The sequence below is a fragment of the Rhizobium sp. SL86 genome (assembly GCF_026672545.1).
Classification (GTDB): Bacteria; Pseudomonadota; Alphaproteobacteria; order Rhizobiales; family Rhizobiaceae; genus Neorhizobium.
Genome location: NZ_JAPPRJ010000009.1, coordinates 186,837 through 210,385 on the forward strand (window position 1 = coordinate 186,837; position 23,549 = coordinate 210,385).

Sequence of the window (23,549 nt, forward strand, 5' to 3'; positions counted from 1 at the left end):
AACACCACTCTTTCGGCCGCCGGTTTGCTGTGCGGTCCAACGCAGGCAATCTGGAACGACGATGCTCGATATCAAGTGGATACGTGAAAACCCCGCGGCTCTCGATGCGGCTCTTGCCAAGCGGGGCGCCGAGCCCCTGGCCGACGCCATCATTCAGCTCGACGAGACCCGCCGCTCCGTCATCCAGAAGCTGCAGGACATGCAGTCCCGCCGCAATGCCGCCTCCAAGGACATCGGCGCGGCGATGGCGCAGAAGAATTCGGAGTTGGCCGAGAAACTGAAGGCGGAAGTGGCAAGCCTGAAGGACGAAATGCCGGTCCTCGAGCAGGAAGAGCGCGACGCGATCGCGGCACTCGATGATGTCCTGTCGCGCATTCCGAACATCCCGCTCGATGACGTGCCGACCGGCAAAGACGAACACGACAACGTGGTTGCCCGCGTCGTTGGCGAAAAGCCGCGCTGGAACCACCCGGCCAAGGAACATTTCGAAATCGGCGAAGCGCTCGGCATGATGGATTTCGACCGGGCGTCGAAGCTCTCCGGCTCGCGCTTCACGGTGCTGACGGGCCAGCTTGCCAAGCTGGAACGCGCGCTCGGTCAGTTCATGATCGATCTGCACACGACGGAACACGGTTATACCGAAGTCTCCTCGCCGCTGATGGTGCGGGATGAGGCCATGTATGGCACCGGCCAGCTGCCGAAGTTTGCCGAGGACCTGTTCAAGACGACGGATGGCCGCTGGCTGATCCCGACGGCGGAAGTCACGCTGACCAACCTCGTCTCCCAGGAGATCCTCGAGCAGGAACAGCTGCCGCTGCGCTTTACGGCACTGACGCCGTCCTTCCGCTCGGAAGCGGGGTCTGCCGGCCGCGATACCCGTGGCATGCTGCGTCAGCACCAGTTCTGGAAGTGCGAGCTGGTGTCGATCACCGATGCGGAAAGCTCGATTGCCGAACATGAGCGGATGACCGCCTGTGCCGAAGAAGTGCTGAAGCGCCTCGGCCTGCATTTCCGCACGATGATGCTCTGCACCGGCGATATGGGTTTCGGTGCCCGCAAGACCTATGACCTGGAAGTCTGGCTGCCGGGACAGAACACCTACCGCGAAATCTCGTCCTGCTCCGTCTGCGGTGATTTCCAGGCCCGTCGTATGAACGCGCGTTACCGCGTGAAGGATGAAAAGGCGCCACGTTTCGTCCATACGCTGAACGGCTCAGGCACGGCCGTTGGCCGCTGCCTGATCGCCGTTCTCGAAAATTACCTGAATGAAGACGGCTCTGTCACCATTCCGGACGTCCTTGTGCCCTATATGGGAGGTCTGACGAAGATCGAACGGAGTGCATGAGGCCGATGCGGATCCTGCTGACCAATGATGACGGCATTCACGCCGAGGGCCTTGCGGTCCTCGAGCGGGTTGCCCGGACCTTGAGCGACGACGTCTGGATCGTTGCGCCGGAAACCGATCAGAGCGGGCTTGCCCATTCTCTGACTTTGTCCGAGCCGTTGCGGCTGCGGCAGATCTCCGACAAGCATTATGCGGTGCGCGGTACGCCGACCGATTGCGTGATCATGGGCATCCGGCATGTGCTGGACAGCAAACCCGATCTCATCCTGTCCGGCATCAATGCCGGTTCCAACATTGCCGACGACGTCACCTATTCCGGCACGATCGCCGGGGCGATCGAGGGAACGATCCAGGGTGTTCGCTCGCTGGCGCTGAGCCAGGCCGTGTCCCATGCGGACGGCAAACGCAGCATTCCGTGGGATGTCGCCGAAACCCATGCGCCGGCGCTGATCCGCCGCCTTCTCGATTGCGAGCTTCCGGCCGGCACCTTCCTCAACCTCAACTTCCCGGCCTGTGCGGCCGATGCGGTGGAAGGAACGGATGTCACCGCCCAGGGCAGGACGGATTTTGCTCTTGTCGTCGACGAGCGGCAGGATGGCCGCGGCAATCCCTATTTCTGGCTGCGTTTCGGGGATCGCACCGGTCAGTTCGCTGCCGGAACCGACATTCACGCCGTGCGTGCCAACCGCATTTCCGTCACCCCCCTGAAACTGGACCTCACCGATCACGCTGCGATCGATGCGGTGACACATGCTTTGGGAGAGCCTGTTTGAAATCAGGCATGGTCGAGAAGGAAGGGTTTGCCGCGCTCGTGCTTCGGCTTCGGGCCGAGGGATTGACGGATCTCGACCTCCTGACGGCCACAGAACAGACGCCGCGATCGCAATTCGTGCCGCCTCAGTTTGCAACGGACGCCTATTGCAGCCGCACCATTCCGATTGATTGCGGATCCTTCATGGAAGGGGCCGACCTTGCCGTGCGCATCCTGGCCCGTCTTCAGGTGAAGCCTGGCCATCGTGTGCTCGAAATTGGCACAGGCAGCGGTTTCATGACGGCGGTGATGGGGCGCATCGCCGAACGTGTGTTGTCGGTGGAGCGTTACCGCACGCTGGTGACGGCGGCGCAGGGGCGAATGGATACGCTTGGTCTGCGCAACGTCATCATCCGCCAGGCGGATGGCAGCAACGGCATGCCGGGCGAGGGGACTTTCGACCGGATTCTGGTGACGGCGGCCTTTTCCACCATGCCGCGCTTTTACGCCGAGCAATTGGTGCATGGCGGCTCGATGGTAGCGCCCCTGCTGCAGGAAGACGAAAGCTGCATGATGGTACGGCTGACCAAGACCGGCAGCCGTTTCGAGCGCGAGGACCTGTTTCCGGTTCCCTATCTTCCGCTCGTTGCGCACATGGCGGCACATTTGTGATCAGGCGTCTTCTGTCTGATCTCATGGTTAGCGATTTGCGAAGAAAATGACAGTTGGTCCCGTCTCTTAACCGGGCGGTAAGACTAACACGCTTTAATGACTCGTACTTTGGTTGCGTCGTGTAGGTCGAGTCATGCGTGTGAACAGTTCCTCAACTATGAAGAAGTCAGCCGTGCGCATCGCCGTGGCGGCTTTGCTGGCCAGTACCGTTGCCGGTTGCAGTTCGGATGCCACGCGCTTCAGCGGACTTTTTTCCAATCATGATAATCTAACGACGGCCTCGATCCCGCAACGGCAGGGGCTTGGCGCCTATGGCCGTGCTCCGGTTCCGTCCGAGGATGTCGGAACGACGATCAATACGGATTACCAGTCGCGGGGCGCTGCCATGGCGCAGCCCTATCCGCAGGCCAGTGCCGCGCCGAGCTATCCGGCCGCCACGCAGGCGTCACCAACCCGTTCCGCCGTTGCCCCCGTGTCCGTCCAGCGCGCCTCGCTTGCCGCGCCGAGTGCTGCTCCGATGGCGCCAAGCCGCGATCCGCAAAGCCGCGCGGAAGCCCTGTCGCAGCCGATGCCGGTGGCCGCCGCCCCCCAGACGGCAGCGGTGATGCGTCCCGCCGCTGTCGACGCGGACAAGGTAACGACCGGCTCGACCGGTGTCTCCGGTTGGTCGACCGCCAATGCACCGAAGGTGACGTTGCGCCCCGGCGAAACGGCTGCCACGCTCTCCGCCCGTTATGGTGTGCCGGAGCGCGAGATCCTGCGCGCCAATGGTGGGGCGATGACGGCTGGCCAGATCGTGGTGATCCCGACCTATGCGGGCGGCAACAAAGCCCGCAACGCCGCCGGGGAAGTCGATCTTGCCCGCACCGGCGACAAACCGGTTCCTGCTCAGCCGCAGCAGGAAAAGGTAGCCATGCTGCCGACGCCCACCCTGCGCGACAAGTCGCAGGCGGAAGCGGCGAAGGTTGTTCCGCCCGCCGGTGGACCGAAGCCGGATGGCAGCGCGACCTATACCGTCAAGGCAGGCGATACGCTTGCCAAGATCGCCCGGGAAACAAAGACGCCGATCGACCAGCTGAAGGCGGCCAATGGCATCAAGGACGGTGGCATCCGGATCGGTCAGACGCTGAAGGTTGGCGCGTCTGCCAGCGACAACGTCAAGACGGCCTCCATTCCGCAGACGGCGCCCGCCGCACCGGCAGGCCAGCCGAAGGCGGAAACCGTCGCCATCAAGCCAAATGCGCCGGCACAGCCCGCCGCCACCGAAAAGCCTGCCACCCAGACGGCAAGCCTGTCCGAGGTCGAGAAGAAGTCGGACGTCAATGTCGCGGCACCCTCGGCCACCGGCATCGGCAAGTACCGTTGGCCGGTCACCGGTGCGGTGATTGCCTCCTATGGCCAGAATGTCGAAGGCAGCCGCAACGATGGTATCAATATTTCGGTTCCGGAAGGCACGCCGATCAAGGCTGCGGAAAACGGTGTGGTCATCTACGCCGGCAACGGCCTGAAGCAGCTTGGCAACACGGTGCTGGTGCGCCACGACGATGGCAAGGTCACCGTCTACGGTCACGCCGCCAATATTTCTGTCACCCGCGGCCAGAAGGTGCAGCGCGGTCAGACGATCGCCACCTCCGGCATGAGCGGCGACGCGAAGCGGCCGCAGGTGCATTTCGAGGTGCGCAAGGATGCAACGCCCGTCAACCCGATGACCTTCCTCGAGTAATCGGCGTCCCGTCCCTTAGAAATTACGTTCCTCGAAAAGTAGTGCGTATGGGGAATGCGAAAGAGCCCGGTTCAACAGCCGGGCTCTTTTGTTTGTCGTGTGGCTTGGCCTCAGTCCCTCGAGAGAGGCTTGCGCAGACGCCCCGCGAGATCCTGAATATATTGCCAGGCGACACGTCCCGAGCGTCCGCCGCGCGTCGTTGCCCATTCCAGCGCTTCGCGATGCAGTTCGTCGCGCGAGAGATCGAGCGCAAAATGGTCGGCATAGGCGTCGATCATCGCCAAATAATCATCCTGGTTGCACTTGTAGAACCCGAGCCACAGTCCGAATCGGTCGGAGAGCGATACCTTTTCCTCAATCGCTTCGGAGGGATTGATGGCGGTCGATTGCTCGTTTTCCATCATGGTGCGCGGCAAAAGATGCCGGCGGTTTGAGGTCGCATAGAACAGCACATTGTCCGGCCGCCCCTCGATCCCGCCGTCGAGGGCCGCCTTCAGCGACTTGTAGTCGGTATCGTCGTGATCGAACGAGAGGTCGTCGCAGAAGACGATCGCCCGGCAGTCGGACGCCTTCAGGATGTCGAGGAGGGCAGGCAGCGTGCCGATCTCCTCGCGGTGCACCTCGACAAGTTTCAGCTTTGCGCCGGTCGCGGCACGCACATCTGCATGCACCGCCTTGACGAGCGAAGACTTGCCCATGCCGCGCGCACCCCACAAGAGGACGTTGTTGGCCGCAAACCCCTCGGCAAACCGCAGGGTGTTTTCGTGCAGGATGTCGCGAACGTGATCGACGCCGCGGATCAGCGTCAGCGCCACCCGGTTCGGTCTTGCGACAGGCTGCAGATAGTGGTTGGCCGGAACCCAAACGAAACAATCGGCAGCGTTGAGGTCATTATGAGCGGGTGCAGGGCCTGCCAGGCGCTCGACGGCATCGGCCAGGCGACGCACTTCGGCCAAAAGCAGGGCGGTTGTATCGACGGTCATCATCTTCTCCCGCGTGCGGCGACGGTTGCCGCCTCCGTTTTTCTGCCGCCTAGCATGGCCTTTTGCCGATCGAAAGGGTAAGACGCCGCAAATCGGTACGCTGGCGACCGTGTGTCTGTTGCATTCCGACCGTTCGCAATTATATTCCGGCGGCTTGAAACGGGGGCTGCCTCCGTAACCGCAATCTCTGGGAGTTCTCGATGTTCATTACTGAAGCATTCGCCCAAACCGAGGGTGCAGCACCGTCTGCCTTCGGCTCCGGCCTGGAAATGCTTTTCCTCTTCGCCCCTCTGATGGTGGTCTGGTACTTCTTTCTCATCCGGCCGCAGCGCCAGCAGATGAAGAAGCGTCAGGAAACGCTCTCGAATATCCGTCGTGGCGACCAGGTCGTGCTCGGCGGCGGCATCACGGCCAAGGTGTCCAAGGTCATCGACGACAACGAACTCGAAGTCGAGATTGCCGAAGGTGTCAAGGTCCGCGCACTGCGCACCTATGTGGCCGAGGTTCGCGTCAAGGGCGAGCCGGTCAAGACCGAAGCCCCCAAGTCTTAAGGTCCGGCGCCGCCAAGCAGGCGGCGCTTTGTGATCACGCCAGGTATCGAGAGCGCAATGCTATACTTCTCCCGCTGGAAAACCCTATTCATCTGGTTCGTCATCGCCGTTGGCGCGATCGTCGCGGCACCGAACATTCTCAGCAATGAGCAGTTGGCAAAGCTCCCGAACTGGTTCCCCGCCAAGAAGGTCACGCTCGGTCTTGATCTTCAGGGCGGTTCGCACATCATGCTGAAGCTCGAGCGTGCGGACATCGTCAAGGAACGCCTGGAAACGGTGGTCGGCGACGTGCGCAACGTGCTGCGCGAAGCCAATGTCCGTTACACCGGTCTGAGCGGAACGGGCCAGCAGATCCAGGTGCGCATCACCGATCCGGCGCAGGTCCAGGCGGCCAAGGACGCGCTCAATCCGCTGCTGCAGCCGGTCTCCGCAGGCACGTTCGGCGGAACGGTGACGGAGGTCTCGCTTTCCGACGAGGGCAATGGTCAGCTGCAGCTGACGCTGACCGATGCCGGCATCGGTTACCGTGTTTCCTCGGCTGTCACGCAATCGATCGAAGTCGTGCGCCGTCGTGTCGACGAACTCGGCACCACCGAACCGCTGATCCAGCGTCAGGGTGACGACCGCATCATCGTCCAGGTTCCGGGCCTTCAGGACCCGCAGCGCCTCAAGGCACTGCTGAACCAGACGGCGAAACTGACCTTCCATATGGTCGATTCGTCCATGCCGGTGCAGGAGGCGTTGAACGGACGTCCGCCGGCCAGCTCCGAAATCATGTATTCGATGGACGATCCGCCGGTTCCGTACCTGGTCGAACGTCGGGCGCTCGTCTCTGGCGAAAGTCTTGTCGATGCGCAGGCGAGCTTTAACCAGCAGACCAACGAACCGGTCGTGACCTTCCGTTTCGACAGCCGCGGTGCACAGCGTTTTGCCCAGGCAACGCAGCAGAACGTCGGGCGTCCTTTCGCCATCGTGCTTGATAATCAGGTCATTTCGGCACCGGTGATCCGTGAGCCGATCGTCGGCGGTTCGGGTCAGATTTCCGGCAATTTCACGGTGCAGTCGGCCAATGATCTTGCCGTTCTCCTGCGCGCCGGCGCCCTTCCGGCAACGTTGACCGTGGTGGAAGAACGCACCGTCGGTCCGGGCCTTGGTGCGGACTCGATCCGTGCCGGCGTCGTTGCCAGCATCATCGGCGCTGTCGCAGTTGCCGGCTTCATGTTCGCCTTCTACGGCTTCTTCGGTTTCCTCGCCAACGTCGCGCTCGCGGTCAACATCGTCCTCATTCTTGCGACGTTGACGCTGATCGGTTCGACGCTGACGCTGCCGGGTATTGCCGGTATCGTGCTGACCATGGGTATGGCGGTCGATTCCAACGTTCTGATCTACGAGCGTATCCGCGAAGAGGTGAAATCGGGCCGCTCCCTGCTGCCGGCCATCGACAGCGGTTTTAAGCGCGCCTTTGCAACCATTATCGATGCGAACCTCACGACCCTGATCGCCGCCGTCGTGCTGTTCTATCTGGGGTCCGGCCCGGTCCGCGGTTTTGCCGTGACGCTGGCCGTCGGTATCGTCACGACCGTCTTTACCGCCTTCACCTTCACCAGCTGGATGTTCTCGCTCTGGGTCAAGCGGTCCAAGCCGAAGCAGCTGCCGAAGGGCATTCGCACCGGGATCTTCGACGGGCGCGGCCTGCCGTTCATGTCGATCCGCAAATACACCTTCCTCGCGGCCGCAGCCTTCTCGATTGCCTCGGTCATTGGTTTTGCCACGATTGGCATGAACCTCGGCATCGATTTCCGTGGCGGCTCGATCATCGAGCTGAAGGCGCGGCAGGGTAATGCGGACATTGCCGATATCCGCACGCGCCTCGATCAGCTGAATCTCGGTGACGTGCAGGCTCAGGGTTTCGGATCTCCGCAGGAAGTCCTCGTCCGCGTTCAGGCGCAGGGCGGCGGCGAAAATGCCGAACAGTCGGCACTGGAACGGATCCGCAACGATCTCGAGCAGGATTATGAATTCCGCCGCGTCGAAGTGGTGGGCCCGGCGGTCTCGAGCGAGCTGACCTACACGGCAACGCTTGGCGTCGGCGTGGCGCTCCTCTTCATCCTCGTTTACATCTGGTTCCGCTTCGAATGGCAGTTCGCCGTCGGTGCGATCATCGCGACGATGCACGACGTGATCTTGACGATCGGTATTTTCGTGCTGACCGGGATCGAGTTCAACCTGACGAGTATCGCGGCCATCCTGACGATTGTCGGTTATTCACTGAACGACACCGTCGTCGTTTATGACCGAATGCGCGAGAACCTGAGGCGCTACAAGAAGATGCCGCTGACGGAACTGATCGACATCTCGATCAACCAGACCCTCTCGCGCACCGTTCTGACGGGTCTGACGACGATGATTGCGCTGAGCGCGCTCTACATCTTCGGCGGCGAAGTCATCCGCTCCTTCACCTTCGCGATGCTGTTTGGTGTGGCCGTCGGTACCTTCTCGTCCATCTACATCGCCGCGCCGGTGCTGATTGCCTTCAAGCTGCGCACGGACGTCTTCACCAAGGAAGACGAAAAGCCGGCCAAAAAGGGTGCGGCCTTGCCTAACGGCAAGCCGAACGTCTGATCGTGGCTCGCCCGACACATATCCGGGACGCGCATTTTCCAGGACGCGTCCCGATCGACACCTATGGCGATGGTGGTTTCCGGTTTGCCGACATGTCGCATCGCGGCTCCCTGCTGCTTTTGCCGAGTGGCGTCTACGGCTGGGATCTAACCGAAGGCGATGCGCTGACGGTCGACGCCTTCCAGAGGGTGCTGGACGAGGCGGGCGAGATTGAATTCCTGCTCGTCGGCACCGGCAAGGACATCCGGCCTTTGCCGGCCGCCTTGAAGGCTGCCATGCGCAGCCGCGGAATATCCTCCGACCCGATGGGAACCGGAGCGGCCGTTCGCACGTACAATATCATGCTGGGAGAATCGCGGCCGGTGGCTGCGGCTCTCATTGCCGTGTGATCGTGACAGAAGCGGAGAAAAAGACCGTGACGGCAGGTGCCGCAGACCATTGGGACATCTGCCTTTCGACGTTGCGCGACACCGACCGCGACCGTTATCTCGCCTGTCTTCTGTCGCCTGCGGACAAGCGCGGACCGCTTGCCTCGCTTTATGCCTTCCATGCCGAAATCGCCCGCATCCGCGACGTGATCCATCAGCCGCTCGCGGGAGAAATCCGGCTGCAGTGGTGGCGCGATCTTCTCTCCGGCACGGCTGAGGGCGAATCGAACGCCAATCCGATCGCCGCAGGCGTGCTCGCCACCATCGACGCCTATCGCCTGCCGCGCGATGTGCTGGTCAATATGACCGAGGCGCGCATCTTCGATCTTTATGACGATCCGATGCCGGACCGCAACGCGCTGGAAGGTTATGCCGGCGAAACGGCGGCGGCACTGATCCAGCTTGCTGGTCTCGTTCTTGATGCGCCTGCCGCCATGCAGCGCTCGGAGGCTGCCGGCCATGCCGGCGTCGCGCAAGCCATTGCCGGGATCCTGCTGCTCTTGCCGCTGCATCGCAAGCGCGGTCAGGTCTACCTGCCGCTCGATATTCTCTCCGCCACGGGGCTGGACCGGGACACATTTCTGGCGGAGCCCGAAGGCGCGCAGCATCGTGCGGCGATCGAGGCGTTTGCCGGCCTCGGTCTGGATCATCTCTCGAAGGCCAAGCGGGCTGACGGCATCCCCGCCTCGCTTCTGCCGGCCTTCCTGCCGGTGTCGCTTGCTGAACCGGTTCTGAAAGCCGCGGCGCGTGCGCCGGACAAAGCGCTGTCGGGGGCATTGCAGTCACCCCAGTGGCGCCGGCAGCTGCGCATGTTGCGCACCCTTGCCGTCAAGCGTCTCTAGGCCCATTTCTTCAGAGTCACATTCGCGCAAGCCTCACGCGGTAATGAGCAGGCGCGAAGGAATGGGAAGGGTGATCCGGTGAGCCTTGTCGTGTGGTCGATCATTGCGGTGCTGGTCGTTGCAACGGGCTATTATGCCACGCGCATGAGCAAGGATCGCGACGAACTTGACCGCCACGATGCCGGTCTTGCGATCATCGAGTTCGGGCGTGCCTATCCGACGGAAGCGATCCGCAGCCTGCATGTGACGGAAAGCGGCAATGCAGTCTTCGTGCGCCTTTACGACAACAAGGCCGGTTTCATGCGCAATTACGGCGCCCACTACGCCTGCCACCTGATCGAGCCCGGTCGTGTCAGGGTCACGCCGCTCGGCAATGGCCGCGGTTTCCACGTGGATTTCCTCGACGCGCCGACGCAGAGCGGCGATTACGTGTTTTCATCCGCGGCAGAAGCCGCGGAAGTGTCGCTCTGGCTGCTCGGCAACTACATCGGTCCGGACGAACGCCACCTACTCGGCGGCGCTCACACCGAGCTCGGCGACAGCCGCGTCTGATTCTGTTTCGAAGACCGGGGCGGGGACACCCAGCCAACCGGCGCAATCCGTCAGTGCCCGCCGTGCGAGAAGCTTGCGCTTCATCACCGTCTTGTCCTTGCCGCGAAAGCGCTTGACGCCTTCCGGCTTGACGATCGAGCCCGGCGCCAGCTCCGGAAACAGCCCGAAATTCACATTCATCGGCTGGAAGGAGCGTTTACCTGGTTCGTCGTCCGAAACGAGATGGCCACCGGTGATATGGTTGAGCAGCGAACCGAGCGCGGTCGTTGCCGGCGGCAGCGAGGGCGTTTCACCCTTGGCGTCTGCCGCCGCGAAACGTCCGGCGAGCAGGCCGATGGCGGCACTTTCGACATAGCCTTCGCAGCCGGTGATCTGTCCGGCAAACCGTAGCGCCGGCCGCGATTTCAGCCGGAGACTTTGATCCAGCAGTGTCGGGGAATGGATATAGGTGTTGCGATGCAGGCCGCCGAGGCGGGCGAATTCCGCGTTTTCAAGCCCCGGAATCATCCGGAAGATTTCGGCCTGGGCGCCATATTTCAGTTTCGTCTGGAAACCGACCATGTTGTAGAGCGTGCCGAGTGCATTGTCCTGGCGAAGCTGTACGACGGCATAGGCTTTGACGGTCGGGTTATGGGCATTGGTCAGCCCCATCGGCTTCATCGGGCCGTGGCGCAGCGTTTCGCGCCCGCGCTCCGCCATCACCTCGATCGGCAGGCAGCCATCGAAATAGGGCGTGCCTTCCCATTCCTTGAAACCGACGGTATCGCCTGCGATCAGCGCATCAACGAAGGCGTCATATTGCGCCTTGTCGAGCGGGCAGTTGATGTAGTCCTTGCCGTTGCCGCCAGGGCCGACCTTGTCGTAGCGTGACTGGTACCAACAGATATCCATATTGATGGACTCGCGGTGCACGATCGGCGCAATCGCATCGAAGAATGCGAGCGAATCCTCGCCGGTCTCCGCCTGGATGGCGGCGGCCAAGGATGCCGATGTCAAAGGCCCTGTGGCAAGGATCGTCAGACCCCAGTCAACCGGCGGCAGGCCCTGTACTTCCTCGCGAATGACGGTGATCAGCGGATGGGTATGGAGCGCCTGCGTCACGGCCTCGGAAAAACCGTCGCGATCGACCGCCAGCGCTCCGCCGGCCGGAACCTGATGCCGATCGGCACAGGTCATGATCAGCGAGCCGGCCAGCCGCATTTCCGCATGGATGACGCCAACCGCATTGGCGGTCGCATCGTCGGAGCGGAAGGAGTTCGAGCAGACGAGCTCGGCAAGGCCATCGGTCTTGTGCGCATCCGTGCCGCGCACGCCGCGCATCTCGTGTAGGATAACAGGCGTGCCGGCTTCAGCCAGCTGCCAGGCAGCTTCGGAACCGGCAAGTCCGCCGCCGACCACATGAACGGGTTTTGAAGAGATCTGTGTCATGGGGCGGCTCATTACCATGAGCCGGCCCCGCATCCAACATCAAAGCGTCCTCAGGCCGTCTGCTGCGCGGCAACCAGCGCATCGTCCAGTTCGGTCGCCTTCACATGAGCCGGCCTTTGCGCAAGGCGGGCGACATAGGTTTCGAAAGCCGGACGCTTCTCGATACTGCCGAACTGCATGCCCCACATCAGATGCGAACCGAGATAGACATCGGCGCCAGTGAAACGGTCACCTGCGATGTAACTCGTTTTCGCCAGAGCCGCCTCCAGCGTGCCGAGGACTGTCTCGAAGCTGCCATAGCCCACCATGCCGCGCTTATCGTCGGGAACGACGAAGCCGAGGTTTCGGTTGACGGTGGCAGCTTCCAGGGGACCTGCGGCAAAGAACATCCAGCGGTAATAGGCGGCCCGTTCCGCATCGGTCTTCGGGGCAAGATCTGCTTCCGGGAAAACATCGGCGAGGTATGCGATGATCGCAGCGCATTCCGTCACCACGTTTTCGCCGTGCTGCAGGGCAGGGACCTTGCCCATCGGATTGACCGCAAGATAGTCGGGGCTCTTCATCTGCGGCCCGTAGGGGACCACCTTCACCTCGTAGGGAACACCAACCTCTTCGAGCATCCAGCGGGCGATACGGCCGCGCGACATGGGGTTCGTGTAGAGCAGCAGCGATGTCATGTTGTCCTCCAAAATGTTCTCTTTATGTTCCTATAATGGCGCGATGACGTCCGGATGACAAGAGACAGGCGGCCAAAGAAAAACCCGGCCGCAGTGCGGCCGGGTTTCCATGTCATTCCCGCAATGGATGGGCTTACGCGCCCATGGCCTTCTGCAGGTTCTCATCGATCTTGTCGAGGAAGGCGGTGGTGGAGAGCCACGGCTGATCCGGGCCGATCAGGAGCGCCAGGTCCTTCGTCATGAAGCCATCTTCGACGGTCGCGACGCAGACGGTTTCGAGCGTCGCTGCGAACTTCGCGAGGTCTGCATTGTCGTCGAGCTTGGCGCGGTGTGCGAGGCCGCGGGTCCAGGCGAAGATCGAGGCGATCGAGTTCGTCGAGGTTTCCTGACCCTTCTGGTGCTGGCGGTAGTGACGGGTCACCGTGCCGTGCGCAGCTTCGGCTTCCACCGTCTTGCCATCCGGCGTCAAGAGAACCGAGGTCATCAGGCCGAGCGAGCCGAACCCTTGCGCAACCGTATCGGACTGCACGTCGCCGTCATAGTTCTTGCAGGCCCAGACGTAACCGCCGGACCACTTCAGCGCCGAGGCGACCATGTCGTCGATCAGGCGGTGTTCGTAGGTGATGCCGGCGTCCTTGAACTGATCCTTGAATTCGGTCTCGTAGACTTCTTCGAAGATGTCCTTGAAGCGGCCGTCATAGGCCTTCAGGATGGTGTTCTTGGTCGAGAGATACACCGGCCACTTGCGCATCAGGCCGTACATCATCGAGGCGCGGGCGAATTCGCGGATCGATTCGTCCAGGTTGTACATGGCCATGGCCACGCCGGCGCCGGGGGCGTCGAAGACTTCCTTCTCGATCACCTGGCCGTCTTCGCCGACGAACTTGATGGTCAGCTTGCCCTTGCCCGGGAACTTGAAGTCGGTGGCACGGTACTGGTCACCGAAGGCATGGCGGCCGACGACGATCGGCTGCGTCCAGCCCGGAACCAGGCGCGGAACGTTCTTGCAGATGATCGGCTCGCGGAAGATCACGCCGCCGAGAATGTTGCGGATCGTGCCGTTCGGGCTCTTCCACATCTGCTTGAGGTTGAATTCCTTCACGCGGGCTTCGTCCGGCGTGATCGTCGCGCACTTGATGCCGACACCATACTTCTTGATGGCGTTGGCGGCGTCGATCGTCACCTGGTCGTTCGTCGCGTCGCGGTTTTCGACCGAAAGGTCGTAATAATCGATGTCGAGGTCGAGATACGGATGGATCAGCTTGTCTTTGATAAGCTGCCAGATGATGCGCGTCATTTCATCGCCGTCGAGATCGGCGACAGGGTTGGCGACCTTGATCTTCTTCATGTATCTGCCTCTTGCATGGGCGGGAGCCAAAAGCCCCCGGTAGGGTGGACGGAAGTCCCGAGGGCTATAGCATTGCCGTGGCAGAACGCAAAGGCGTGTTGCCAGATTTGCCATTGCCAAACCGCGGGCTGCGGATAATCTCAGGTCTCAAATTCAACAAGGAATCGTCATCCGCCATGCGCCGTTTCCTGCGCCCCATTCCGCTCGCCGTCGGGCTTGCTCTTTTCGCCGCCGCCGCGCCTGCAGCAGATGTCACCGCCCCGGTGAAACAGGTCATGGACATGACCAAATACAACTGGGGCACCGTCGATGCCGAATGGAAGTACATCTTCGATCCGGCGCCGCTTTCCAGCCTCTACAGCAAGCGCTTCCAGGGCGCCTACAAGGAGGCGGCCAAACATCCGGCCTATGATACGGAAAACAACGAGCCCGGCGACCCCTTCGGTTATGACGTCGTCACCAATTCGCAGGACGGCTGCCCGCTGGAAGAGATCAAGATCGCGCCCGGCGCCGTCAAGGACGGAATGACCGATGTCACTGTGACCTTCAAGATGTGGACCTGCATCGACGAGCCCCAGATCAAGAATGCCGTCTCCGAGGTTCACTTCGACGTGCTGGTCGAAGACGGAAAGCCGGTGATCGACGACATTCACCGTGTGGCCGACGGCGAACGCGATTCGGTGCTGGCCGAGATGCAGGCGATCGCCAAGGGCGGCCAATAACGCTGCCGGATGACGATCGCAGCCGGTGCGGGGGCGCCAATGGATCGTCTTTGTGGTCCGTCATTCTGATGATGAGCAAAGGGGGAAACATGCTCAGGAAATACCTTGGTCTCGGCGCAGCTGCGATCATGCTCGCGACGGTGCAGCCGGCACTGGCCAACGAACCGCTCGATCCGGTCAAGGCTGTCATGGAGGTCACGGCGAAAGGCAAGGCCGAATATTTTGATCCGGATTCGCTGATGGCTCTCTACAGCGTTGCCTTTACCCGCGATCTGGTCGCCGCCGTTCTCAAGATGAAGGCGAATGACGAGCAGATGTTTCTGGGTTTCGAGCCGGTGATCGGCGGGCAGGACAATTGCCCGGTCAAGAATGTCAGCTACAAGGCCGGGCCGCAGAAGGGCAACCGGCTGACGGTGCGCGTCGAGTTCAGCGCCTTCTACTGCATGGGCAACAAAGCAAAGTCGAAGGTCGATTTTGATCTGGTGCAGGAAGGCGTCGGTGATCCAGCACCCTGGTATTTCGTCGACGACATCCGCCATATCGGCGAGGATGGCAAGACGGCATTGTCCCTGCGCCAGCAGTTCAAGGAACTCGCGGGCAATTGAGACCGGCACCGGCGATGGCGCGTGCCCAGCGCGACAGGCTTTGATTTTTGCCGGTGCCTGTGTCAGGGAGGCCGGAATTTCTATCCGGAAGACCGCAGGTTAAGATCATGGCAGGAACCAACAGTGAGCGCGAACTTTTGGCCGAAGGCCCGGCGATCATTCTCGTCGAGCCGCAGCTCGGCGAAAATATCGGCATGGTGGCCCGCGCCATGGCAAACTTCGGGCTCGCCGAACTGCGCCTCGTCAACCCGCGGGACGGCTGGCCGAGCGAGAAGGCGCAGGCCGCCGCCGCCAAGGCCGATCACGTCATCGAACGGACGACGGTTTTTGCCACACTCGAAGAAGCGCTGACCGATCTCAATTTCGTTTATGCCACGACCGCTCGCCAGCGCGACGGGTTCAAGCAGGTTCGTTCGCCGGTGACGGCGGCGCAGACCCTGCGCCAGCGTTTTGTCGCAGGCGAGAGGACCGGCATTCTCTTCGGCCGCGAACGCTGGGGCCTGACCAACGAGGAGGTGGCGCTGGCCGACGAGATCGTCACCTTCCCGGTCAATCCCGCCTTTGCTTCCCTCAACATTGCCCAGGCCGTGCTGTTGATGTCCTACGAGTGGATGAAGAGCGGCATGGAGGATGAGGCAGCGACACCGTTCCAGGCCGTCGACCAGAAGCCCGCCACAAAGGAACAGCTTTTCGGTTTCTTCGAGCAGATCGAGGAGGCGCTGGATTCGCGCAATTATTTCCACCCGCCCACAAAAGTGCCGAAGATGATCGACAATCTCCGCGCTGTCCTCTCCCGGCCGGGTTTCACCGAACCGGAAATCAGCGTGCTGCGCGGCGTGATCTCCTCGCTCGATCAGTTCCAGCGCCGCTGGCCAAAGGGGCAGAAGCCGCAGGTCGAGGATAAGGGGCACGATGGGCATGGAAACGAAGGGCATGGAAACGACGACAACGGCTGACCTGAAACCGGTTCTGGTCTTCGATTCCGGCATTGGCGGACTGACAGTGCTGCGCGAGGCGCGCGTGCTGATGCCCGAGCGCGGTTTTATCTATGTGGCCGACGATGCCGGCTTTCCTTATGGCGGTTGGGAGGAGGAGGCGCTGAAGGCGCGTATCCTCGCGCTGTTTGGCGAACTTCTGCAGCGTTATGCCCCGGAACTCTGCATCATCGCCTGCAATACGGCCTTCACGCTCGCCGGTGCCGACCTGCGTGCCGCTTTCCCTGGGATGACCTTTGTCGGCACCGTGCCGGCGATCAAGCCGGCCGCGGAGCGCACCCGCTCCGGTCTCGTGTCGGTGCTGGCGACGCCCGGCACGGTGAAGCGCGCCTATACGCGCGATCTCATCCAGTCCTTCGCCTCGCAATGCCATGTCCGCCTGGTCGGTTCGGAAAATCTGGCCCGCATGGCGGAAGCCTATATCCGCGGCGAGACGGTTTCGGACGAGGCGGTGCGCGCCGAGATCGCGCCCTGCTTTGTGGAGAAGGACGGGGTCCGAACCGACATTGTCGTTTTGGCCTGTACGCATTATCCCTTCATGGCCAATCTCTTCCGCAAGCTTGCGCCCTGGCCGGTCGACTGGCTCGATCCGGCTGAAGCGATCGCCCGACAGGCCCGGCGGCTGGTGTCGATTGCCGAGCATGCCGATCATCCCGACGCCTATGATTTTGCCGTCTTCACCTCTGAGGCGCCGGATTTTTCCACCCGACGGCTGATGCAAGGTTTTGGTTTGCGGGTTATGTAAGACATCGCGACATTGTGGCGCAGGCGCAACAGTGGTTGCCGTTTTTCTGCAAATCCAGATTGCAGACTTGCGAGCCGGAAAAGCATGTGTCACCTTTCCCTCGTCCGTAACTCTCGAAGAGAAAGGAGGCGCAGCATGACCGATTTTACCCCGCAGATGCGCCTCGCCGGCGGACATGTGGCCATCCGAGCACAGGTGCTATCCGGCACATTTGAGTGCGGCCATTATCAGGCGATTTTCGCCTGATTTCCCAGCCACTTGGCGCTTTAACCTCAACCTGACCGACGCAACGGAACCATCGTGCACGTCCGCGTGACGTCACCATGCCTTTCCGCGCGTTTTTTCCAACCCGAAAAGGACCCGCCGCTGTGATGCCGCGGGAATGAAGATCTATGTCCAGGATACACTCTTTGGTTGCCGACGCTGTCGGCGATCTGCATCGCGAATACGGCTTCTGGCGCGTTGCCCGCGCGCTCGTCGCATCCGCTCTGAAGGAGCGCCGCAAGCAAAACGATCTGAGGTACTTCTCCGATCGCATGCTGCGCGACATCGGCGTGCCCGACAACGAACTCTCCAGGGAGTATCGGATGATCAAGGAGCCGATGGTCTATTGGCTGGGGTTCCGTCTGTGACCCGCGCCCCTCCCTGAAGGGGAGGTTCCGATCGGCAACCCTCCCGCCGCCGTCGCGGCGGGAGGGTTTGCTCGTTTCTTCTGACAGGAGCCCAGCCATGACCATTTTCACATTGCGACAGCTTGGCCCGGATGATTCGGCCGAGGCGGCCCGTGTGCACCGCGCCTCCTTTAACGATCGACTGCCATGGCTTTCCGACCTGCATACTCCGCAGGAGGATCACGCTTTCTGGCGGGATCACCTCCTGACGGGGTGTTCCGTCTACGGCGCCTTTGGCAACAGGCATTTGCTCGGTGTCATTGCCTTCCGGTCCGGTTGGATCGATCAGCTTTACGTCTTGCCCCCGCCCAGGGGCAGGGGATCGGTGCGGCTCTTCTCAGCAAAGCCAAGCTCGGGCAGATCAGCCTCGATCTATGGACCTTCCAGACGAACGGACCGGCCCAGCGCTTTTACGAATCGCACGGTTTTATCGCCGTGGAAGAGACCGACGGGCAAACCAATGAAGAGCGCGAGCCGGACGTGCGTTATCGTTGGCTGGCGCCGGGTCAGGCCGGGTCCTGCGCCACATGATACACCCGCAGACGGTGTCCGTCCGGGTCGGCAGCCGTGAAGGTCCGGCCGAAGTCCATGGTGGTTGGCGCCTGCAGGATCGTCACCGCCTTGTTTTGCCAATCCTGATGAACGGCATTGACCTCGTCGTCCGTCTCACAGGTCAGAACGAATTCGCTGGCGCCGGTTGTTCCTGATGTGGTCGGTTCGACCCCGCGCCGATCCCAGAGCCCCAGTTTGAAGCCGCCCGGCAGGACGAACATGGCAAAGGTGGTCGAGGTTTCGACCGGCGGCGTGTTCATGAGGGTCTGGTAGAAGCGGCTGCTTTCGGCAACGCTGTTCACATGAAGAAGAATGAAGTTTGCGGGTTTCAAGATGTTGGCCTCCTGTGTTGAGGCCGAAGAACTATCGCCGTCGGCTGTCAGATTCTGTCAGTAGTCACGGCCGGTGCGCCGCCTTTCTGCAAGGCCCGCCATTCCTGCAGAAGCACGGCCTTGCGCCGGGGATAACGTTCGCCGTTTGGGCTGAGATCGCTGATCCGATCGGCGCGGAAATGGCGAAAATCCTGCCGCGTCTCGCACCAGGCGATGAGAACGCGCACCTGATCGAAGTATCCGAGTGCGAATGGCCAGACGGTACGCCGCGTCGCCGCACCGGACAGATCCCGGTAGTCAAAGGTCAGCTTTCGCCCGTGCCGGATCGCCTCGCGCAGCGGCTTGAGATCTGCCGGGAGATGCGGCTCGGCGGGCGAGGGGCCAATGAGAAGCTGGTTGTCATCGAACTGCGTGCGCAGGCTTTGGGGCAGGACGGCGGTGATGCGCGAAAGCGCGGTGTTCGCGGCCGTTGCCAGCGAGTCGTCGCCGCGCGCCGACACCCAGCGCATGCCCAGAACGAGTGCCTCCAGTTCCTCTTCCGAAAACATCATGGTGGGCAGCAGGAAGCCGGATTTCAGCACGTAGCCAAGCCCGGGTTCGCCGCGAATATCGGCGCCTTGTGCGCGCAGTGTCGCGATGTCGCGGTAGACGCTGCGAAGGGAAATGCCGAGATCCGCCGCCAGCCTCTCGCCGCTCACCGGATGGCGATGCTGTCTGAGCGTCTGCAACAGCAGAAGAATCCGGTCCGATCTTGCCATTCATCAACCTCGTGTCGCTGTCCGATCTGTCCTAGAGACCAGGCCGATCCCCTATAGCGCAAACCTGCTTGCCAAGTCGCGCGATCGGTGGCTTGCTCATCACACAGACAGAAAGGGGATGCCCATGCCGATCGAAAACTGGCTTGCCTTTGTTGCCGCCTCCGCCGTGATGCTCGCCATTCCGGGGCCGACCATCCTGCTCGTTATCTCCTATGCGCTCTCGCACGGTCGCAAGGTGGCGGCGGCGACGGTGGCCGGTGTGGCGCTCGGCGATTTCACCGCCATGACCGCTTCCATGCTCGGGCTTGGCGCGCTGCTCGCGACCTCCGCCGCCGCCTTTACCGTGTTGAAGTGGATCGGTGCGGCCTATCTGATCTATCTCGGCATCAAGTTGTGGCGCGCGCCGGTCGGCGAGGCAAATGATGTCGATGCGCCGGCAGAGACCAACGAACCGGCCTCGCGCATCTTCCTCCACACCTATGTGGTGACGGCGCTGAACCCGAAAAGCATCGTCTTTTTCGTCGCTTTCCTGCCGCAGTTCTTCGATCTGACCCATCCGCTGCCGTTGCAGATGGTGATCCTGGAAGCGACCTTCCTCGTGCTGGCCACGCTGAACGCCGCGCTTTACGGCCTGCTCGCCTCCATGGCGCGCGAAACCGTGCGCAAGCCGAAGGTTCGCCGCATCGTCAACCGCACCGGCGGCTCGTTGATGATCGGCGCCGGTCTTCTGGCTGCCGGTTATCGCCGCGCGGCCGGCTGATTGCCTGTTGATCACGCGCTCTTCGGGCGCGCAGAATCGCCGGAGATCTGTTAGAGCAATGCCGGATGGGCTTGGGATGCGCTCGCGCGCTCGGCCCGCGGCATGTGAGAAGAGGTCAGTGCAGTGCAGGTAGGCATCGATATGGGAACTGTGTCCGGCGGGCAGCCGGCCAAGCTCGATATCGAGGAGCTTCTGGCCACCCGCCTTCTGGTCCAGGGCAATTCTGGCTCCGGCAAGTCGCATCTCTTGCGCCGCCTGCTCGAACAGTCGGCGCAATGGGTGCAGCAGGTCATCATCGATCCAGAAGGCGATTTCGTCACGCTGGCGGAAAAATACGGCCATGTGGTTGTCGATGGCGAGCGCACCGAGGCCGAACTGATCGGCATTGCCACCCGCATCCGCCAGCACCGCGTCTCCTGCGTCCTGACGCTCGAAGGCCTCGATCTCGAAGAACAGATGCGGGCTGCCGGCACCTTCCTCAATGGTCTCTTCGATGCCGACCGCGAATTCTGGTTTCCGGTTCTGGTCGTGGTCGATGAGGCGCAGATGTTTGCGCCCTCCGTCGGCGGCGATGTTTCCGAAGAAGCGCGAAAACTCTCGCTCGGCGCGATGACCAACCTGATGTGCCGCGGACGTAAACGCGGGCTCGCCGGCGTCATCGCCACACAGCGTCTGGCAAAACTGGCCAAAAACGTTGCGGCGGAAGCTTCGAACTTCCTGATGGGCCGTACCTTTCTCGATATCGACATGGCGCGTGCCGCCGATCTTTTAGGCATGGACCGCCGCCAGGCGGAAATGTTCCGCGACCTGAAGCGCGGCAATTTCGTCGCCCTCGGCCCTGCTCTGTCGCGCCGCCCGCTGCCGATCGTCATCGGCAATGTGGAAACCTCGGCACGCTCGTCTTCCCCCAAGCTGATGCCGCTGCCCGATGCGCCGCAGGATGTCGAGGACCTGATCTTCACGCCCGATCCGGAGGAATTCATCCGGCCGATCGTGCGCCGCGCCCCGCCGGCGCCGCGCCCGACGACGGATATTCTCGCCGAACTCTCGCGCTCGACGCCGGCCATGACTGCCGCGCCGCCGGAGCCCAGCCGGCCTCAGCAGCCGGAGCTTTCGCCGGAGGAACGGGAGGAGCGGCTCTCAGCCGTGCTCTCAGAGATCATCGACGATCCGCAGGCCGCCTATCGGACCGATGCCGTGCTCTACCAGGATTTCCTCGTGCGCGCCCGCATGCGCCGTATTCCCGGCCAGCCGATGTCGATGCCGGAATTTCGCCGGCGCGTTGCGATATCGCGGGCAGGGGTGGACGAGGATACTGCCGCGAGCCCTGGCTGGCAGACGGCGCTGGAGCTGTCCGCCCGCGTCTCCGACGATCTGCAGGGCGTGTTCCTGCTGATGGCGAAGGCGGCGTTGACGGGCGAGCCTTGCCCCTCGGATATGCGTATCGCCAAGGCCTACGGCACCCATTCGGCCCGCCGCGCGCGCCGGCTTCTCGGCTATTTCGAGGAGCAGAACCTGATCGTGGTGCATGCCGACTTTTCCGGCAAACGCATCGTCGCCTTCCCGGATCTCGACGTGCAGACGGCACCCGGTGCCGCCGATGCGACCGATGACGAACCGGTGCGTGTGGACCGGTTCGCTGCGGAGTGAGAGGTTCACCAACGGCTGAGTGCCAACTCCGCGCGAATTTCTGACACCTTGCGATCTCGGACGGGCAGAATAAATGCCGTCGTGCAGGGGCGTTGCAGAACATTCATCCTTGTCCGGTCCGGTGCCGGCTGATAACGCGCGTTTGTTCCTGGCGGCCCCCAGATTGTCAACGGGGAGTCTGGTTTCAAGAGAGCGACCAAATGCAGCCCGCTCATCATTTTCCGGTTGCCGAAGGTGGAGTTCGTCCACCCGACCGGAATGATGGCCGGTGGATTCCCTTTGAGGACGCTTTCTACGGCCAGCTCAAAACGCGCGTAACCATCAACCACCATGTAGTTCTGCACATCGGCTATGACGACGCTGTCTGCATCAGCAACATCGGTTGGGACGAGTTCATGGTTGAGGAGACATGCTTGTGCCGTACTGAGGGTGGCTAGGAGTAAGCCGATGACGATCGCACTCTGTTTAAACCACATCGCGATGCCTTACCTTCGGTTCAACTGCACCTCAACTGTGGACGGTCAGGCATGTGCCCGTTCTTCCCACACCTTCACCAGTTCCACGATCGCCTTCACCGAGGTCTCCATGTCCTGCACGCTCACCCATTCGAGCGGCGAGTGATAGGCATGGCCGCCGGTAAAGATGTTGGGGCAGGGCAGGCCCATGAAGGAAAGCCGCGAGCCATCCGTGCCGCCGCGGATGCTGGTGATCTTCGGCTCGAGCCCGACTCGGCGGGTGGCTTCGATCAGGTTCTCCATCACCTCCGGGTGCCGGTCGAGCACGATCTTCATGTTGCGGTACTGCTGCTTGACCGTGAAGCTGTGCGTGGAGCCGGGATAGGCTTTCATCACCTCTTCGGTGATCGCCTTCAGCAACTCCTCTTTCTCAATGAGGCCCTCCTCGGTGAAATCGCGAATGATGAAACCGAGATCGGCACTCTCCATGGCGCCGCTGATGCCAACGGGATGGATGAAACCCTGGCGGCCTTCGGTCGTCTCCGGCGCCTGGTCCTTCGGCAGGCGGGCGACGATGTCGGCGGCGATCTTGATGGCGTTCTCCATCTTGTTCTTGGCGGTGCCGGGATGGATCGCGATGCCCTTGATCGTGATCGTGACGCCATCGGCGGAAAAGGTCTCGTTTTCGATCTCGCCGATGGTCGAGCCGTCGAGCGTATAGCCGAAGGCGGCCCCCAGTTTCTTCAGGTCCACCTTGTCGGCGCCACGGCCAATCTCCTCATCTGTGGTGAAGAGGATTTTGACTGGCCCATGCGGGATCTCCGGATGGCGCACGAGATGCTGCGCTGCCGTCATGATTTCGGCGACACCCGCCTTGTCGTCGGCGCCGAGCAGCGTCGTGCCATCGGTCGTGACGATATCGTGGCCGATTTGGTGCGTCAGTTCCGGATGTTCGGCTACCCGGATGACCTGGCTGTCATCGCCGACGAGGCGGATATCGCCGCCCTGGTAGTTTCTGACGATCTGGGGCTTGACGCCTGTGCCGGAAAAGTCGGGCGCCGTGTCCATATGGGAACACAAACAGATGGCCGGTACCGCCTTCGCGCTCGTCGCCGGGATCGTTGCGTAGACATTGCCGTGTTCGTCGAGATGGGCGTCTGCCAGACCGAGCGCCTTCAGTTCCTGCTCGAGGATCCGACCGAGGTTCTTCTGCTTTTCCGTGGAGGGCTGCGCAGAAGAGGTCGGGTCGGACTGCGTGTCGATGACGACGTAACGAAGGAAACGGTCGAGGACGGTGTCGGTTGGGAGAGACATGGACAATATCCGATTCTGTACAGGTAAAACGTAATCTTAGCCTGCTACGCGCAGAAGGGAATGCCACA

25 protein-coding genes are annotated in these 23,549 nt (G+C 62.0%); 17 read left to right on the forward strand and 8 right to left on the reverse strand.

What is annotated here, in order from left to right; genetic code table 11:
* The first annotated feature begins 61 nt into the window (after positions 1–61).
* From serS to OU993_RS24150, 4 genes are all read left to right on the forward strand, one after another.
* Complete coding sequence (gene serS, locus OU993_RS24135; protein WP_268161469.1) at positions 62–1,345, forward strand: serine--tRNA ligase; 1,284 nt, start codon at positions 62–64, stop codon at positions 1,343–1,345.
* Between the two features lie 5 nt (positions 1,346–1,350).
* A complete protein-coding gene (surE, locus tag OU993_RS24140; RefSeq protein ID WP_268161470.1) occupies positions 1,351–2,118 on the forward strand; it encodes a 5'/3'-nucleotidase SurE in 768 nt (255 codons plus the stop codon).
* An 8-nt stretch (positions 2,119–2,126) separates the two neighbouring features.
* A complete protein-coding gene (locus OU993_RS24145) occupies positions 2,127–2,768 on the forward strand; it encodes a protein-L-isoaspartate(D-aspartate) O-methyltransferase (RefSeq protein WP_442793055.1) in 642 nt (213 codons plus the stop codon).
* Between the two features lie 157 nt (positions 2,769–2,925).
* Positions 2,926–4,491: a LysM peptidoglycan-binding domain-containing M23 family metallopeptidase gene (locus OU993_RS24150; RefSeq protein ID WP_268161472.1), complete on the forward strand. Its 1,566-nt coding sequence runs from the start codon at positions 2,926–2,928 to the stop codon at positions 4,489–4,491.
* Positions 4,492–4,601: 110 nt separating this feature from the next.
* Here the strand turns inward: OU993_RS24150 and OU993_RS24155 are convergent, their stop codons facing one another.
* Positions 4,602–5,474 (reverse strand): ATP-binding protein, encoded by an 873-nt coding sequence (locus OU993_RS24155; protein WP_442793036.1) that lies wholly within the window; start codon positions 5,472–5,474, stop codon positions 4,602–4,604.
* A 200-nt stretch (positions 5,475–5,674) separates the two neighbouring features.
* On the opposite strand from OU993_RS24155, the gene yajC reads away from it, so the two are divergent.
* From yajC to OU993_RS24180, 5 genes are all read left to right on the forward strand, one after another.
* Positions 5,675–6,025: a preprotein translocase subunit YajC gene (gene yajC, locus OU993_RS24160; protein WP_268161474.1), complete on the forward strand. Its 351-nt coding sequence runs from the start codon at positions 5,675–5,677 to the stop codon at positions 6,023–6,025.
* 57 nt (positions 6,026–6,082) lie between these two features.
* Positions 6,083–8,647 carry a protein translocase subunit SecDF gene (secDF, locus tag OU993_RS24165; RefSeq protein ID WP_268161475.1) on the forward strand — a complete coding sequence of 855 codons (2,565 nt, stop codon included), beginning with the start codon at positions 6,083–6,085 and terminating at the stop codon, positions 8,645–8,647.
* A 2-nt stretch (positions 8,648–8,649) separates the two neighbouring features.
* Entirely contained in the window at positions 8,650–9,036 is a 387-nt protein-coding gene (locus OU993_RS24170) for an Mth938-like domain-containing protein (protein WP_268161476.1), read from the forward strand.
* Between the two features lie 26 nt (positions 9,037–9,062).
* Complete coding sequence (locus OU993_RS24175; RefSeq protein WP_268161477.1) at positions 9,063–9,917, forward strand: phytoene/squalene synthase family protein; 855 nt, start codon at positions 9,063–9,065, stop codon at positions 9,915–9,917.
* 78 nt (positions 9,918–9,995) lie between these two features.
* Positions 9,996–10,469 (forward strand): hypothetical protein, encoded by a 474-nt coding sequence (locus tag OU993_RS24180; protein ID WP_268161478.1) that lies wholly within the window; start codon positions 9,996–9,998, stop codon positions 10,467–10,469.
* Here the strand turns inward: OU993_RS24180 and trmFO are convergent.
* The 3 genes from trmFO to OU993_RS24195 all read right to left on the reverse strand — a co-directional run bounded on the left by trmFO (position 10,425) and on the right by OU993_RS24195 (position 13,922).
* The gene (gene trmFO, locus OU993_RS24185) at positions 10,425–11,897 is read right to left on the reverse strand and encodes a methylenetetrahydrofolate--tRNA-(uracil(54)-C(5))-methyltransferase (FADH(2)-oxidizing) TrmFO (protein ID WP_268161479.1); all 1,473 of its coding nucleotides are present in this window, start codon (positions 11,895–11,897) and stop codon (positions 10,425–10,427) included. The two genes, OU993_RS24180 and trmFO, sit on opposite strands and share 45 nt — an antisense overlap.
* Positions 11,898–11,947: 50 nt before the next feature.
* Entirely contained in the window at positions 11,948–12,574 is a 627-nt protein-coding gene (locus tag OU993_RS24190; protein WP_268161480.1) for a glutathione S-transferase family protein, read from the reverse strand.
* Positions 12,575–12,707: 133 nt separating this feature from the next.
* A complete protein-coding gene (locus OU993_RS24195) occupies positions 12,708–13,922 on the reverse strand; it encodes an NADP-dependent isocitrate dehydrogenase (protein ID WP_268161481.1) in 1,215 nt (404 codons plus the stop codon).
* Positions 13,923–14,110: 188 nt separating this feature from the next.
* Here OU993_RS24195 and OU993_RS24200 point away from each other — a divergent pair, with 188 nt between their 5' ends.
* The 6 genes from OU993_RS24200 (at position 14,111) to OU993_RS24225 (ending at position 18,191) form a co-directional block, all read left to right on the forward strand.
* Positions 14,111–14,644: a hypothetical protein gene (locus OU993_RS24200; RefSeq protein WP_442793056.1), complete on the forward strand. Its 534-nt coding sequence runs from the start codon at positions 14,111–14,113 to the stop codon at positions 14,642–14,644.
* 89 nt (positions 14,645–14,733) lie between these two features.
* Positions 14,734–15,249 (forward strand): hypothetical protein, encoded by a 516-nt coding sequence (locus OU993_RS24205; protein WP_268161483.1) that lies wholly within the window; start codon positions 14,734–14,736, stop codon positions 15,247–15,249.
* A 107-nt stretch (positions 15,250–15,356) separates the two neighbouring features.
* Positions 15,357–16,205 (forward strand): RNA methyltransferase, encoded by an 849-nt coding sequence (locus OU993_RS24210; protein WP_268161484.1) that lies wholly within the window; start codon positions 15,357–15,359, stop codon positions 16,203–16,205.
* Positions 16,183–16,989, forward strand: coding sequence for a glutamate racemase (gene murI / locus OU993_RS24215; protein ID WP_268161485.1), 807 nt, complete (start codon positions 16,183–16,185; stop codon positions 16,987–16,989). Before OU993_RS24210 ends, murI begins: the two co-directional genes overlap by 23 nt.
* A 410-nt stretch (positions 16,990–17,399) precedes the next feature.
* Entirely contained in the window at positions 17,400–17,621 is a 222-nt protein-coding gene (locus OU993_RS24220; RefSeq protein ID WP_268161486.1) for a hypothetical protein, read from the forward strand.
* 186 nt (positions 17,622–17,807) lie between these two features.
* Entirely contained in the window at positions 17,808–18,191 is a 384-nt protein-coding gene (locus tag OU993_RS24225) for a GNAT family N-acetyltransferase (protein ID WP_326493866.1), read from the forward strand.
* Here OU993_RS24225 and OU993_RS24230 read toward each other — a convergent pair.
* Positions 18,167–18,544, reverse strand: a complete 378-nt coding sequence (locus OU993_RS24230; protein WP_268161487.1) for a VOC family protein — start codon at positions 18,542–18,544, stop codon at positions 18,167–18,169. The genes OU993_RS24225 and OU993_RS24230 overlap by 25 nt on opposite strands.
* A 47-nt stretch (positions 18,545–18,591) precedes the next feature.
* Complete coding sequence (locus OU993_RS24235) at positions 18,592–19,302, reverse strand: helix-turn-helix transcriptional regulator (RefSeq protein ID WP_268161488.1); 711 nt, start codon at positions 19,300–19,302, stop codon at positions 18,592–18,594.
* Between the two features lie 124 nt (positions 19,303–19,426).
* Between OU993_RS24235 and OU993_RS24240 the strand changes: the two genes are divergently transcribed.
* Both OU993_RS24240 and OU993_RS24245 read left to right on the forward strand, forming a co-directional pair.
* Entirely contained in the window at positions 19,427–20,062 is a 636-nt protein-coding gene (locus tag OU993_RS24240) for a LysE family translocator (RefSeq protein WP_268161489.1), read from the forward strand.
* A 123-nt stretch (positions 20,063–20,185) separates the two neighbouring features.
* Positions 20,186–21,712 (forward strand): ATP-binding protein, encoded by a 1,527-nt coding sequence (locus OU993_RS24245; RefSeq protein WP_268161490.1) that lies wholly within the window; start codon positions 20,186–20,188, stop codon positions 21,710–21,712.
* Between the two features lie 5 nt (positions 21,713–21,717).
* Here OU993_RS24245 and OU993_RS24250 read toward each other — a convergent pair whose 3' ends face one another.
* Together OU993_RS24250 and pepT are read right to left on the reverse strand one after the other, a co-directional pair.
* On the reverse strand, positions 21,718–22,188 hold the full coding sequence (locus OU993_RS24250; RefSeq protein ID WP_268161491.1) for a hypothetical protein: 471 nt from the start codon (positions 22,186–22,188) through the stop codon (positions 21,718–21,720).
* Positions 22,189–22,233: 45 nt separating this feature from the next.
* Positions 22,234–23,481 carry a peptidase T gene (gene pepT, locus OU993_RS24255; protein WP_268161492.1) on the reverse strand — a complete coding sequence of 416 codons (1,248 nt, stop codon included), beginning with the start codon at positions 23,479–23,481 and terminating at the stop codon, positions 22,234–22,236.
* Positions 23,482–23,549: the final 68 nt, after the last annotated feature.